Consider the following 14,003-nt stretch of genomic DNA (forward strand, 5'->3'; position numbering starts at 1 on the left):
ATGCCTGCCGACGCCACCAGCGCCTCGGACCTCCTACCGGAACGGGCACATGCATGGCAGTCGCCTCAAGCAATGCGATGAGCCCGGCCCAGACCGCGGCCACGCGACTCGTGGAGATCCTTCGAGCGCTCTGAGCGCATGACCCACCACAGCAGAATCGACCGTTCGGTCGGAAACACGGAAAAACAAGATCACTCATCCGCCCCAGAGGCCCACATCATAGGAAATTCAGAGGGGTTGGAGAGCGCGGATCCTGATTTCGGCGTGATAGACAGGCAAGCCCCAATGCGTCTTTCCCCTCCCGACCAGAGGAGATTTCTCCGACCATGCGCAAAAACCTTGCCCTCACAACCGGCGCTGTCCTGTCGGCGGCTCTCGTCGTCAGCGGCTGCGGCTCCAGTGATTCCACGACGTCGTCGTCGAGTCCTTCGACGCAGCAGAGTGGCGGCCAGGGGGGCCCAGGGGGCACTGGTATGCAGCAGGTCACGGAGGTCAACCTCAACACCGACGGAGCCAGCCCCGGCGGCGCCAACACCGCGGCGGTCGTCACGGCGGTGAAGGCGTTCCTGGCCACGCTGGACGACACCGAGCGGGACAAGGTCGAGTACGACTTCTCGGACAACAAGGAGCGGCAGACCTGGTCGAACTTCCCCGCGACCACGGTGCCCCGCGAAGGCATCGAGATGTCCGCACTCACCACCGCGCAGCAGAAGGCCGCCGACGCGGTTCTCCAGGTGGCGCTGAGCCCCAGCGGTGCGCAGGAGGACGCCGACATCCGGAAGGCCGACAACGATCTGAACAGCCTCGGGGGTCAGGGCGCGGACGGTTTCGGCAGCCTGAAGGACTACTACTTCGCCGTGTACGGGACACCGTCGACGACGCAGCCGTTCATGGTCCAGTTCGGCGGGCACCACCTGGCCCGCAACCTCACCTACAACGGCGACAAGGTCAGCGAGACCCCGCAGTTCGTGGGCTCCGAGCCGACGTCGTTCAAGGTCGGCGGCACCACGGTCGAGCCGGTCAAGGCCGAGTCGACGGCCATGTTCGCCATGCTGGCGGGGCTCACCGCCGCGCAGAAGAAGACCGCGGAGATCACCTCCGGGACGTTCGACGACCTGGTCATGGGCCCCGGCAAGGACTCAGGAACCTTCCCCACCTCCGAGGGGCTGCTGGGGTCGCAGCTGACCGCCGCTCAGAAGAAGCTGGTCACCGCGGCGATCGAGACGTACGTCGGCGACCTCAACCGCACGGCCGCCGACAAGCTGCTGGCCAAGTACGAGTCCGAGTTGGACAAGACGCGTATCGGCTGGTCCAACAACACCGGCCCGACCGACGAGAACAGCTACATCCGCATCGACGGCCCCAGCGTGTGGATCGAGTTCATCAACACCCGCAGCCAGAGCACGCCCAACATCCACTACCACTCGGTGTACCGGGACAAGACCAACGACTACGGCAGCAGCAAGCCGAAGTGACCATGCACGCCATCACACCTCTCCGAGCGGCGCCCCGCACGAGGCAGCGCCTCCGGCACGACCCGCTCGGCAGGTGGGCGGCCCGTGTCGGAACACTGCTCGCCTGTCTCGCGGCCCTGACGGCCACGGTAACGGTCATGGCCCCGACCCGCGCCGACGCCCACCCCCTCAGCACCACCGCGATCCTGCTCGACGCGGCACCGGACCGGGTGACCGGCAAGGTGGAACTGCCCATCGACCGGCTCGCCCTCGCCCTCGACCAGCCCCTCACCGCGAAGACCGTCGTCCAACCGGCCAAGCTCGAAGAACTGCGTCGCTACGTGCTCAGCCACACCTCCGCGGCCGACCCCGACGGCACACGCTGGACCACCGCCGTCAGCGGCGGCCGTGTCGAGAAGATCGACGGTGTCGACCACCTGGTCTTCGATCTGGTGCTGCGTCCGCCGAGCGGCACGGTCCACGACTTCCGGCTCACCTACGACGCGATCGTCCACCACCTGCTGTCCCACCAGATCCTCGTCTCACTGCGCCCGGGCGCATCCGGCAGCTACACCACCCTGGGTGTGCTCGACTGGCAGTCGCACACCATCGCGGTACCTGCCGCAGGCGCCTCCACCGAGCACGGCTTCGCCGCCGCCGTACGTCTGGGCATCCGGCACATCGCCTCGGGCGCCGACCACCTGCTGTTCCTGCTCATGCTCCTCCTCCCCGCACCGCTCCTCGCCCGACGCGGTCGATGGGTCCGCGCCGACGACCTGCGCCGAAACTCCTGGCGCGTCGTGCACGTCGTCACCGCGTTCGCAGTCGGGCATTCCATCACTCTCGCCCTGGCCGCCCTCGGCTACATCAGCGCTCCCACGCGCGTGGTGGAGAGCCTGATCGCCCTGTCCATCCTGGTGTCCGGCATCCATGCCGTCCGGCCGCTCGTCCCCGGCGGCGAGACATGGATCGCCGCCGGATTCGGGCTGATGCACGGCCTCGCCTTCGCCGCACTGCTCAACGGTCTCGACCTGGGCCGCGGATCCCTGGTCGTGACCCTGCTCGGCTTCAACCTCGGCATCGAGCTGACCCAACTCATGGTCGTCGCCCTGCTCATGCCGTCGCTGCTGGTCCTCAGCCGTACCCGGATCTACCCGGTGGCTCGCCTCACCGTCGCGGCGATCGGCATCGTGCTGGCCGCGGCATGGCTCGCCGAACGCACCACCCTGCTCCCGAACAACCCGCTCAACCACGTCTCCGACGCGCTCATCGCCCATCCGTTCCTCGTCGCCGGCGCCCTCGCGGCCGTAGCAGCAGCCAGCTGGTCCGTACCCGACCTACGCACAGCCAAGACCTGAGGGACAGCGTCCGACGGCAGGTACTCGATCATCGGATCAAGCCGCACCGATGGACGACATCGCCGCCGCGACCACGCCTGTGCCCGGGGCTCAGCCGTGCAGTGTCCCCGCCCGACCAGGGCCGCACGCGTCCCGCGCGGGCACGGCCCGGCAAGGCATCGTGCCCATGGCGTGCAGATAGGACATCGCTTCTTGTGGTGGTTCTTGGGACGCCCGACCGGTGCAGGGATCTGCTGTGGTGCTGTTGACGTGAGCCGCTGAGGGGGCGAACGAGCCCCTGGTGCTCTTCGACGTGTGGTTTCCGTGGGCTCACAAGTGGAGTCGACCGGCGAGCATCGCCATGGCGAGTTCGACGCGTGAGCCGTGCCCCGTGCGGGCGAACAGCCGCGACAGCCGTCCCTCGACGCTCTTCTCGCTGGTCCGGAGGACCTTGGCGATCTGCTTGTTCGTCAGTCCCTCGGAGACGAGCACGGCGAGCAGCCGTTCGTTCTCCTCCGCGGTGGCCTGTCGGCCCGGCACGGCCACTCCGTGCGTGCGCATCAGGAGGCGCAGCCAGAACCGGGGCATCAGAGCGTCGAGTTCGCCGAGCAGGGCGTAGGTGTCCCGCAGTATCGCCGGTTCACCCATGCCGTAGCGGATCAGCTGATACAGCACGGCGCTCTCCTCCAGAGGCTGCTGCCGCTGCTGGGCCAGCCGCCTCGCGGCCCGTGCCGCGCCGTGGTCGACGTGTACGGCCGCGTACAGGACGAGCCGGGCCATCTCGGACCGCTCGGTGCCCAGCCTGCGGGCGACTCCCTCGACCTTCGCCAGGCACTCCTTCAGGACCTCGGGCCGCCCGGCGTGCATCGCGACGTCGGCCACCCGCAGCCACAACAGGTCGGTCCCCGCCACGACGCCGTCCGACTCGGCGCGGTGTACGGCCGCTCGTAGCAGGTCCTCCGCCCGTTCGACTTCTCCGTACACCAGTTCGCACAGAGCCTGGGCGGAAGCGAGCAGGTGGGGCAGCATGGGCTGCCTGGCGCGGGCCAGTCCGAGAAGTTCGCCGGCGCGGGTGAGCCTGCCGCCGCTCACCAGCAGGACCGCCGCGTGGTGGTACATCTCGCTCTGGACGGCGTCGCAGGTGCGCACGCCGGTGACGGCGCTTCTGCGAGCCAGGTCCATCGCTTCCCGCAGACGCCCCCGGTGGAGGGCGATGAGCATCCGGCTGGGCAGGCCCAACTGCCGCAGGTTTCTCCCGGTGTCGGCGAGCAGTTGTTCAGCCTGACGGATCTCGCCCAGCGTCAGCAGCTCGCCGACCCGGCAGTGCACCTCGGCGGCCGTCGCCTCGCCGGCGCGATGACGAGCGGGAAGGGTCGCCCGGCTGCGCTCCACCCCTTCCGTGGTACCCAGCCACAACTCCGCCGTCGCGATGAGGAAGTCGGCCTTCCACTCGACCAGTCCGCTCATGTCGCGTCGCCGGACCGCCCCCAGCAGGTCACGGACCTCATGCCAACGGCCGAGCAGCAGCAGGGCACACCCGCGTGTGACGGCTCGTTCCAGCGGCCCGTCCGGGCCGGGGTGCTGGAGCGAGCCGTAAGCCGCGATCTCTTCCAGCTTGGAGAGTTCACCCGCCCGGTACAGAGCGGTCAGGTGGGCGAAGCAGACGTCGAGCAGTTGGTCCGGACGCAGGTGTTCGCGGTGGGCCCGCTGCAGGAGCCGCAGGGAGCCCAGGCCCTCTTCGGGCTTGCCCTGCGCCAGGCAGATCTTCGCGTGCTCCAGCAGGAGACGGGGCCGCTCCACCGGGTCGGAGGTCAGCTCGGCGACCACCCGCAGCCACCGGGCGCCGCGAGGGTCGTCGTACGCGTCGTCGTCGTTGTGGTGGTCCAACCGCTCTACCGCGGCGAGCAGTTCGGTTCTCGCCCGCTCAGGGTCCACCAGTTTCCCTGCTGCCGCGAGTTGCTCGGGGAGGTAGGAGGGATCGGCGCAGCGGGCGGTGCCCTGCCACAGCGCGGACACGGCGATCCGGGCCAGGTTCCGCCGCTCGTAGGGGCCCAGCGAGGCCGTGACCGCGGCCCCGGCCAGTGGCAGTCGGTACTCCCAGGCGCAGTCCGACCGGCGGTAGCGCAGGACGCCTGCTTCCTCCAGCCGTGCGAGCAGAACACGGGCCTCCTCTTCGGTGACGGCGACGGCCTCGGCCGTCAGTCTTGGCACGGCCTCGCCCAACGGGCCAAGGACGGCCACCGCCTTCGCAACCTCCCAGGCCGGGCCGTCCGTCTCGCGGACGGGCAGCACCAGTTCGTCGATGGCGAACGGAAGCGTGCAGGAGTCGCCGCCGACGAGATGGGCGTGCCGGTCGACCACCCTGACGAGGTCCTGTTCCCGGGCGGTCCGCAGTACCGCGCGGGCCGCGGCGGGCCAGCCGCGGGTGAGGCGCCACAGCCAGGAGACCAGGGCCGGTTCGGCCCGGGCCTCGATCTCGGCGGCGATCATGTCCCCGAGCCGGCGCGGCGAGAGGGGGCGCAGGTTCACGTGGTGGACCAGCCCGTCCTGCCGCAGCCGAGTGAACACGGCGGCGAACGCGGCGCGGGACGCCCAGGGCAGGGGCAGCGTCACGGTGCACACACAGCGTGTGTCAGTCCCGCCCAACTGCCGGATCGCGCCTTCCAGCGAGGCCAGTTCGTCCGGGGGGAGGTGCTGGAGATGTTCGAACACCAGCACCGTTCCCTGCTTTCCGTCGGCGACAGCGCGCGGGACCAGCCAGTCGGAAAGTTGAAATTTTGGTGAAGAATCGGCGAAGGAAATCCGCACCGTTTGTGGAGCTGTGCCGAGTGCCTCCGCCCCGTATCCCCTGTCGTGTGCCGCCAATTCACCGAGAACGGCCCCGAGTTCCATGCCGGTGGGACTGCTCAGCACGACGAGTCTCGGGGAGCCGGGCGCGCGGATCGCTTCGAGCGTGTCGACCGCGACACGTGCGTAGGGCGGGACGCTATGCGCTGCATGCATGGATCCTCGCAGGGTGACAGGGGTCAACCAGATGTTAACCGGCCGCGTCTGTCCAGCGAGGGGAGCCGATACGACAGCGGGGAGAACGGGAGCTGTGGCACAGAGAGGGGGTCGACCCGTGTCCGGCAGGGAGACCGAGCTGTCGGCCGTCGAAGAGGCATACGGCCGTCCGCTGCTGTTCATCGTCCGTGGACAGCCCGGCATGGGGAAAACAACCCTGCTGCGGGAAGTCCACCGAACCTGGCGCACACGCGGCCCCGGAATCGTACGGATTCACTGCTCTGCCGCCATTCCGCGCTGGGATCTGTTCGGCGCACGTGCGGTGGTGAAAGGGTTCCGCGGTTCTTTCCCCGACATCGGGAATTCGCCGTCGGCCGATGCGGTGGCCGCTGTGAACCGGCTCTGCCTACCGGAAAGCTACGGCTCGGCCCGCGCGCGATCCGCCCTCTTCGCCGAACTGGTACGGCTTTTCACGCATCTCGCCGAGAGCGCGCCCGGCGCCGTACTGATCGACGACCTGCACGCCGCCCCCGACCCCGCGCTCGTCGTGGCCGCTGCCCATCGCGTCGGCTGCACGGTCGTGGCGACGTACCACGAGGACGGCTGGGCCGCCCTGCCGACCGCTTCGGCCTCACCGCGCACGTTCGCGGATCGCGTCATCGACCTGGGCCCCCTGCCGGACGATCGAATCGACGAGTTGGTGGCCGCCGTCGCCCGCGAGCCGGTGGACGAGGCCGTGGTACATGCGCTGCGCGCCGCCCTGGGACCACTGGCCGGAAACCCGGGCACCGTGCTGGACACCTTCGAGGCACTGCGGCGCGAAGGCCGTCTCGTACGGTTCCAGGGCCATCTGTGTCTGAGCGATCCGGCGACCGGGCCGGCGCTGCCCGACGACCATGCCCTGGTGCGGCGGGTCGCGGAGTGCGGCGCCACCGGCAGGCAGTTGCTCGCGCTGACCGCCTCGGCCGGCCGCTTCGCCCTGGATGACCTGTCTGACTTCGCGGTGGCCGTCGGCCGCGATCTCGCAGCCTGCGGCCGCACCGTCGACCGGCTCGTCGCCGCCGGAGCCCTGGTGTGTGACGACTACGGCGTGCTGCGTGTCTCCTGCCCCGCGCTGGTCCCCGCCGTGCTGCCCGGCACGTATCGGGACGAGGCGGCCCAGGCGCATCGCGCCCTCGCCGAACACGTCCTGTGCGGCGACCGCACATCGTCACCGGACCCGACTGTGGCGCTCGACCACATCGTGCTCGCAGGCTCCGCGCTGCCGCCCATCCCCTCCGTCGTGCCGCTCCTGGAGCGCGAGGCCGCCCTGGCCCTCGGGACCTGCCCCATCCGGGCCGCACGCCGGTACCGGGCCGCCTTGCGCCACTGCGAGCCCGGTGGCACCGCGTACTCCCGCATCCTGGCCACCCTGTTGCCGCTGCTGGTGCGGACGGGTGACTACGAGGGCCTCGCCGAGGCAGTGGCCGAGGGAGTGCGCGTCGGCTCCCCGGCAGAAGCAGCACGCGCCGACGGTGGCCACCCCCGGCGCACAGAGTTCGCGGCTTACGCGGCACTGGCCGCCGTCCACACCGGCTGTCCGGTGCCGGTCCCGGTGCGCGAGGCCCTGGCCGACGACCCGACGGTCACCGGTGCGCTGGAGTTCGCCGCCCACTGGTTCACCGGCCGGGAACCGCTCCGGGTGGGCGAGGTCGTATCTGCCTTCACCTGCCTCCGCCTCGACGGCCGCTCCGGGGCCTTGCCGCCCGACACCGAGGTAACCAGCGCTGACGCGGCCCATGGCGATACGGCTCCTGCCAACGCGACCAATGACGACGGCGACTGCTTCGCCCCGGTGGCACTCTTTCGGCGGGTGCTCGGCACGGCGGGCTACGGCGAACCGGTCACCGGCCCGCTGGCGGCCCACGCCCGCATCATGCGCGACTATCGGGACGGGAACTGGGCCGGCATCCCGTCCGGGGCCCGGGCACTCGAACTGGCGGGCCCGCCCCACATCGCCGTCCACCACGCCGTCCGCCTGATCGCCGCCGAGGTGCACTCGACCCTGGGCGACTTCGAGCGGAGCGCCGCATGGTTGGAGCTGACGGACGAGGACTGCCCGTTCCCCGCGTTGCGGTCCTGGGCCTCCATGGGCCTCGCCTACCGGACCGGGGACTGGGAACGGGCCCGACAACTGGGCTGGGCCCACTGCGCAAGGCCGGCGGAACAGGCCGGTGAGGGGAGCGTGGTGGGCATCGGCTGGCTGCTCGTCCGGCTCGCGTTCGCCGAGTGGGGGCAGGACGGTCGACGGGAACTGCTGCCTCGCCTGCGAGACCAGACCGAACAGTGGTACGCCCGACTGGGAGGGCCCGGGCTACGAGCGGCAGCGCTCATCACCCGCGCCTTCGCCGAGCACGACGTCGTCAGCGCGTACAAGGCGGTGGATGTCCTGCGCGAGCGCGGCGGCCGGAGCGAGTTGCTGCGGGCGTGCATGACCGTCGCGCTCCTGGCCGACGACCCGCGTCCCTGGTACCAAGAGGCCCACGAGATCGCCCGGAGTGTCGGCGATGGCCTCCATCGGACGACGATCGCGGAGTCGATGCGGGCGTCCGGCATGACTCCACCCCGCGACGACACCGACCGTCACAGCCCCGCCGCCCTGTCCGGACTCGAAGGGCGCATCGCCATCCTGGTCGGACGGGGCCTGACCAACCGGCAGATCGCGAAAGAACTCGGGGTGAGCGAGAAGACCATCGAGAACAACCTCACCCAGGTGTTCGCCAAGACGGGCTGCCGGTCACGGCTGGACCTGGCGCTGGCTGTGATGGAGGGCCGCCTCGGCGCGCTCCTCCCGCGTTCGTGAGGGATTCCCCCCGGGAACAGGCCGTGCTCTCTGACCAGAAGGTCCAGTCCACCAAGATGTCTCACAGAGGCGCCCCAGCGACCTCATAGGACTTCCAGCACACAGCACGGAGGTACTACCCCCACACAGCACGGAGGTACTACCCCCACACGCACAGCACGACTCCGAAGCGGGCACCCGTGAAGTAGCGCGGACCGCGGGCCGCGCGTCATGTTCGCCGACCTGACGGCCACCCCCGTACACCCCACCGACTCGATGCGCCCAGGAGCCGACGGTGAAGACCGGCGGCCGGGCGAAGCCGGCGACAGGCTCATCGGCGTCGCCGATCCGATGACCACGCGGTCACCTGAATCCCCATGCCGGTCGGCCGGTCCGCGCACGGTCGAGCCAGCGGATCCGACCCGGCGATCACCTTCTGCACCCCGACGGAGAGTTCCCCGCCGGAGCGGAGCTCTGCCCCGCTCCGGTGACGTACGGCTCTTCGCTCAAACCTTCCCCCTTTCCCCCACACCTCCGAGGCCCCCGTCCGCCAGAAGGGAAGATCATGAAGGACCGGACCAAAGGTCGAGGACCTGCTCGTAGCGTCGGACCTGCAGGTGCAGTCCTCGAAGACCGTCGGTCGAGGAGGGCAAGGAACTTCCGACCCAGCGCATCGTCACCACGTTCGACGAGATCGCCGCGTCCTACCGTGGCATGCACCGGTACGCCGCCGTGGGGGCAATCCGCCCCATGGCGGAGATCAACTCCCCCTCGTACACCTTCGTCCTCCGGGATCCTGCCCGAGAGGCACACCAGGGACGACCTGCGGGCCAACCTCGAAACCCGCTACGAGGAGTACTCCGTCCGTTCGATCGAGGTCGTCAACCGGCACTTCGACGACTGGTTCTTCTTCCCTGAGCTCCGGTGGACGGTCGAGGCCCGCCAGGACGCGAACGCCGGACAGAGCTTCCACGACCACACCGCCGAATACGCCGAGGTGTCAGCCGCCGGACTCGTCGTCGCGCACATCGGCCACGGCACGGACCAGAGCAAGTTCGGCTGACTCGCGTCCTGACCGCAGTACGTCAGGCAACACCTTCACCGACCAGCAGACCGGGACGCCTTGAGCGGAGGCGTCCCCGCAGCGCCGCACCCGTGGGGACGGGGATCGGCGCTCTCCTCGGACCCGGTGGCGGACGGGGTGCCCCGTCCGCCACCGGGTCCGAGTCACCGACGACACCGCGGCCGGGCGCACCGGCCATCCCTTACGCATACGGAACACCCCACATCCAGCTGGATGAGAAGGAGCACTCGCCATGAGCACCGGTCTTGAAGGGCGCAGCGTGATCGTCACCGGCGCCGGGTCCGGCACCGGCCGGGCCACGGCCGTCCGGTTCGCGCGCGAGGGCGCGTACGTGCTGGTCGCGGACCTGAGACGGGCGGGTGCCGAAGAGACCGCCAAGGCCGTCGCGGAGGTGGGAGGCACCGCCCTCGCGGTCGTCGGCGACCTCAGCGACCAGCAGGTCGTGGACCAGGTCGTCGACACCGCCGTCGAAGTCTTCGGGGGTGTGGACGTCCTCGTGCACAACGCCGCGATCATGGACCGGATGTCGGTCGTCAGCGAGACCGGCGACGCCGAGTGGCACCGCGTCATCGAGGTCAACCTGACGGCACCGTTCCTGCTGACCCGCGCGGTGCTGCCGCACATGATGGCCGAGGAGCGCGGCTCGATCGTCTTCACCGCGGCAGAGGCCGGCCTGCGCGGCAGCATCGCCGGGGCCGCCTGCACCGCCTCCAAGCACGGCGTCATCGGTCTGGTCAGGTCGCTCGCCGTGACCTACGTCGGCGTTGGCATCCGTGCCAACGCCATCGCCCCAGGGGGCACCGGGACCGACCTTCCGATCGTCGCCCTGGCCAAGACGCACGGCCACAACATCTTTGCTCCCTGTTTCGGCGGTACCAGCCGTGTCGCCACCGCCGAGGAGCAGGCCGCCGCCATCGTCTTCCTCGCCTCCGACGCCGCCGCCCACATCAACGGCACCGTGCTGCCTGTCGACGACGGCTGGTCCGACGCCTGACGAGCCATCTGCCCCACGACTCCCCTGTCCAGCAGCTCGAGAAAGAGAGATCCCCATGGCCACGATGAAGTCGGTACGGACCGGTGGCGTCGGCAAGATCGAGACGGTCGACGTCGAGCGACCGGCGCCCGGCCCCAAGGACGTGCTGCTGAAGATCCGCGCGGGCGGCATCTGCGGCACCGACGTCACCTTCATCCACATGGGCGGCATGCCGGCCCGGGCGCATCTGGGCGGGGACATGGTCCCCGTGCCGCTGGGCCACGAGCCGGCCGGTGAGATCGTCGAGGTCGGCGCCGAGGTGACGGACCTCAAGGTCGGCGACCGGGTGGTCGTGAACCCGCAGGACGCCCCGACCGGGATCATCGGCTGCGGCGGGAAGTTCGGCGGGATGAGCGAGTACCTCCTCATCGAGAACGCCGTCGTCGGCAGGAGCCTCGCGGTCTTCCCCGACACCGTGCCCTTCGCCGTCGCCTCGCTCAACGAGCCGATGGCCGTGGCCCGGCACGCCGTCAACCGCTCCCAGGCGGGGCCCGGTGACAAGGTGGTCGTCTTCGGTGCCGGGCCCATCGGTCTGGGCGCGGCGATCTGGCTGAAGCTGCGCGGGGTCGAGCACGTCGTCGTCGCCGACGTCATCCCGTCCCGGCTGGACACCGCGCTCTCCGTGGGTGCGGACGCGGTTCTCAATCCGGCCGAGGAGGACGTCACCGCCCGGCTGACGGAACTGCACGGACAGGCCGCCAACGCGCTCGGCCAGCCCCGCGCCGGCACCGACATCTACATCGACGCCGCCGGTGCGCCCGCCGTCTTCCAGACCGCCGTCGACTCCGCGAAGTGGGGCGCCAAGCTGGTCATGGTCGCCGTACAGAAGAAGGGTTCGGACATCGATCTGGGCGGCATGCTCCGCAGCGAACTGACCCTCGTCGCCTCTCAGGGCTACCCCACGGAGATCTTCGAGGTCACCCCGGAGATCGTGGAGCACCACGAGCGCTTCGAAAAACTGATCAGCCACCGCGTCCCGTTCGCCGAGGCCGACCGCGCCTTCGAGCTCGCGCTGACGCCGGGCGCCGCGGAGAAGGTCGTCGTCGTCTTCGACGAATAGCCCAGGACGGCGGAAGACGTACCGAGTTCCCGCCGTCACGTCCCCCTCTGCTCTCTTCCCCTTCTTCTTCTCCATGGAGGCCGTTTCATGTCCGACGCTCCTGCCCGGCCCTCAGCCGCCGGGCGCTCCGACCCGCTGAAGTCGAACACCGTGGTGGTGGTGCTGGCCTTCGCCGGCATCGTCGTCTCGCTGATGCAGACGCTCGTCATCCCGATCGTCCCCGAACTGCCCCGGCTCCTCGACGCTTCTGCGTCGGACACCGCCTGGGCGGTCACCGCCACCCTGCTCGCCGCCGCCGTCGCCACGCCGGTGATCGGCCGCCTCGGCGACATGTACGGCAAACGCCGCATGCTGCTGGTCAGCATCGTCCTGCTGATCGCCGGCTCGGTCGTCTGCGCGCTGAGCGACTCCGTGATCCCGATGATCGCCGGACGGGCTCTGCAGGGCCTGGCCGCCGGTGTCATCCCGCTCGGCATCAGCATCATGCGGGACGTGCTGCCCGCCGAGCGGCTGGCCGGTGCCACCGCGCTGATGAGCGCTTCCCTCGGTGTCGGCGGCGCCCTCGGCCTGCCCTCGTCCGCCTTCATCGCCGACAACTTCAGCTGGCACGTACTGTTCTGGACCTCGGCTGCCCTCGGCGCCGTCGCCCTCGTGCTCGTCCTGGTCCTCGTACCCGAGTCGGAGGTCCGCACCGGCGGGCGCTTCGACCTGATCGGCGCCTTCGGCATGGCGGTCGGCCTGGTCTGCCTGCTGCTGGCCGTCTCCAAGGGCAGCGACTGGGGCTGGACGAGCACCCCCACAATCGGTCTGTTCGCCACCACGATCGTCGTACTGCCGGTCTGGGGCTACTACGAACTGCGCACCAGCCGGCCACTGGTGGACCTGCGCACCACCGCCCGCCGCCAGGTGCTGGTCACCAACCTGGCCTCGGTGGCGATCGGCTTCTCGATGTTCGCGATGTCCCTGGTGCTGCCGCAGGTGCTCCAGCTGCCCGAGGCGACCGGCTACGGCCTCGGCAAGTCCATGCTGGCCGTCGGCCTGGTCCTGGCGCCGCAGGGCCTGGTGATGATGACGATGTCCGCCGTGTCGGCGCGCCTCACCAAGGCGAAAGGCCCGAAGATCACCCTGATGTGCGGTGCCGTCATCGTCGCCGCCGGCTACGGCCTGAGCCTCGTGCTGATGTCCGAGGTCTGGCACATCACGCTGATCGCCTGCACCATCGGCGCCGGCATCGGCTTCGCCTACGGCGCCATGCCCGCCCTCATCATGGACGCGGTGCCGGCCTCCGAGACGGCTGCCGCCAACAGTCTCAACACCCTCATGCGGTCCATCGGCACCTCCTTCGCCGGCGCCATCGCCGGCGTCATCCTCGCCCAGATGACCACCGACTTCGGCGGCCACCCGCTGCCCGCCGAGAACGGCTTCAAGGTGGTCATGGGCATCGGAGCGGGCGCGGCCCTCCTCGCCTTCGTCATCGCCTCCTTCATCCCACGCCGGCAAACCACCGCCCAGGAGGCACCGGCCGCCGGCGGCCCGACGGACGCCGCGAAGTTCACCGAGGCCAATGTCTAGGCACGCGAACACCGACTCCGCGTCGTCGCAGCCGCTCGCCCGGCCACTCACCACCGAACGCACGGCTCCAGTGCCGCCGCCAGTACGTCTCGGCACTCAGGCAGACAAGCAGTTTCCCGAAAGGAAAGTCCCATGAAGGCGCTCCTCTCCTCCCGTCCCGTCCTGTGGTTCCTGTTCCTGTTCAACCTCACCGTCGCCGCGGTCGCACCCTTCGCCGTCGACGGCAGCCGAGGCATCCTCACCGGCGTCGGCATGGGCGTCGTAGCCCTCGGCGCGGGCAGTGGTCTCCTCCGGAGCCGCAGTCGGCATGCCTGACTCATGGAGGAGACACACCATCACCGCCACCACCGAAGCAGCCCAGCTCCGGCCGGTCCACGTCCGGGGCGGTGGCGCCGGCGTTGTGCCGTTTCGGGTCGGCCGACCGCCCGAACGCGGCCCACTTGGCGGAGTCCACCCCGAGCAGGCCCGGGTTGCGCAGGCCGCTCCAAGCGACCTCCGGACGCGGACGACGTTCTTGGCACCGGCCGACTCCCATGCCTGGCAGGCGTTGCGGTTGCCGTCGCTGCGCACTCGACGACTCGTGAGCCCTTTGCGAAGCGCTCGTCGAGTTTGAGTCAGAAGGACGCCGCTAGGGCGACT

Annotated in this window: 9 protein-coding genes; 8 read left to right on the top strand and 1 reads right to left on the bottom strand. The window is 70.0% G+C overall.

Annotated elements, in window-relative coordinates:
- Positions 1–473: 473 nt before the first annotated feature.
- Both OHB00_RS27060 and OHB00_RS27065 read left to right on the top strand, forming a co-directional pair.
- A complete protein-coding gene (locus OHB00_RS27060) occupies positions 474–1,475 on the top strand; it encodes a DUF3500 domain-containing protein (protein ID WP_406438340.1) in 1,002 nt (333 codons plus the stop codon).
- A gap of 137 nt (positions 1,476–1,612) precedes the next feature.
- Positions 1,613–2,812, top strand: coding sequence for a HupE/UreJ family protein (locus tag OHB00_RS27065; protein ID WP_406438342.1), 1,200 nt, complete (start codon positions 1,613–1,615; stop codon positions 2,810–2,812).
- Positions 2,813–3,121: 309 nt separating this feature from the next.
- On the opposite strand, the gene OHB00_RS27070 is transcribed toward OHB00_RS27065, so the two are convergent.
- Positions 3,122–5,794 carry a LuxR C-terminal-related transcriptional regulator gene (locus tag OHB00_RS27070; RefSeq protein WP_406438343.1) on the bottom strand — a complete coding sequence of 891 codons (2,673 nt, stop codon included), beginning with the start codon at positions 5,792–5,794 and terminating at the stop codon, positions 3,122–3,124.
- A 31-nt stretch (positions 5,795–5,825) separates the two neighbouring features.
- Here OHB00_RS27070 and OHB00_RS27075 point away from each other — a divergent pair, with 31 nt between their 5' ends.
- The 6 genes from OHB00_RS27075 (at position 5,826) to OHB00_RS27100 (ending at position 13,679) form a co-directional block, all read left to right on the top strand.
- A complete protein-coding gene (locus tag OHB00_RS27075; RefSeq protein ID WP_406445999.1) occupies positions 5,826–8,636 on the top strand; it encodes an AAA family ATPase in 2,811 nt (936 codons plus the stop codon).
- A gap of 688 nt (positions 8,637–9,324) precedes the next feature.
- The gene (locus OHB00_RS27080) at positions 9,325–9,678 is read left to right on the top strand and encodes a hypothetical protein (protein WP_406438345.1); all 354 of its coding nucleotides are present in this window, start codon (positions 9,325–9,327) and stop codon (positions 9,676–9,678) included.
- A gap of 253 nt (positions 9,679–9,931) precedes the next feature.
- Positions 9,932–10,693: an SDR family NAD(P)-dependent oxidoreductase gene (locus OHB00_RS27085; protein ID WP_406438347.1), complete on the top strand. Its 762-nt coding sequence runs from the start codon at positions 9,932–9,934 to the stop codon at positions 10,691–10,693.
- A 55-nt stretch (positions 10,694–10,748) separates the two neighbouring features.
- Positions 10,749–11,792 carry a zinc-binding dehydrogenase gene (locus OHB00_RS27090; protein ID WP_406438349.1) on the top strand — a complete coding sequence of 348 codons (1,044 nt, stop codon included), beginning with the start codon at positions 10,749–10,751 and terminating at the stop codon, positions 11,790–11,792.
- Between the two features lie 87 nt (positions 11,793–11,879).
- Entirely contained in the window at positions 11,880–13,364 is a 1,485-nt protein-coding gene (locus OHB00_RS27095; RefSeq protein WP_406438351.1) for an MFS transporter, read from the top strand.
- 132 nt (positions 13,365–13,496) lie between these two features.
- Positions 13,497–13,679: a hypothetical protein gene (locus tag OHB00_RS27100; protein ID WP_406438353.1), complete on the top strand. Its 183-nt coding sequence runs from the start codon at positions 13,497–13,499 to the stop codon at positions 13,677–13,679.
- Positions 13,680–14,003 lie beyond the last annotated feature (324 nt).

Origin of the sequence: Streptomyces sp. NBC_00631 (assembly GCF_045206895.1) — a bacterium.
GTDB lineage: Bacteria > Actinomycetota > Actinomycetes > Streptomycetales > Streptomycetaceae > Streptomyces.

Bases quoted from the DNA above. Each gene is read 5' to 3' on its own strand.
- OHB00_RS27095 (WP_406438351.1), top strand. From the start codon at position 11,880: ATGTCCGACGCTCCTGCCCGGCCCTCAGCCGCCGGGCGCTCCGACCCG.
- OHB00_RS27075 (WP_406445999.1), top strand. From the start codon at position 5,826: ATGTTAACCGGCCGCGTCTGTCCAGCGAGGGGAGCCGATACGACAGCG.
- OHB00_RS27060 (WP_406438340.1), top strand. From the start codon at position 474: ATGCAGCAGGTCACGGAGGTCAACCTCAACACCGACGGAGCCAGCCCC.
- OHB00_RS27070 (WP_406438343.1), bottom strand. From the start codon at position 5,794: ATGCATGCAGCGCATAGCGTCCCGCCCTACGCACGTGTCGCGGTCGAC.
- OHB00_RS27090 (WP_406438349.1), top strand. From the start codon at position 10,749: ATGGCCACGATGAAGTCGGTACGGACCGGTGGCGTCGGCAAGATCGAG.
- OHB00_RS27100 (WP_406438353.1), top strand. From the start codon at position 13,497: ATGAAGGCGCTCCTCTCCTCCCGTCCCGTCCTGTGGTTCCTGTTCCTG.
- OHB00_RS27065 (WP_406438342.1), top strand. From the start codon at position 1,613: ATGGCCCCGACCCGCGCCGACGCCCACCCCCTCAGCACCACCGCGATC.
- OHB00_RS27085 (WP_406438347.1), top strand. From the start codon at position 9,932: ATGAGCACCGGTCTTGAAGGGCGCAGCGTGATCGTCACCGGCGCCGGG.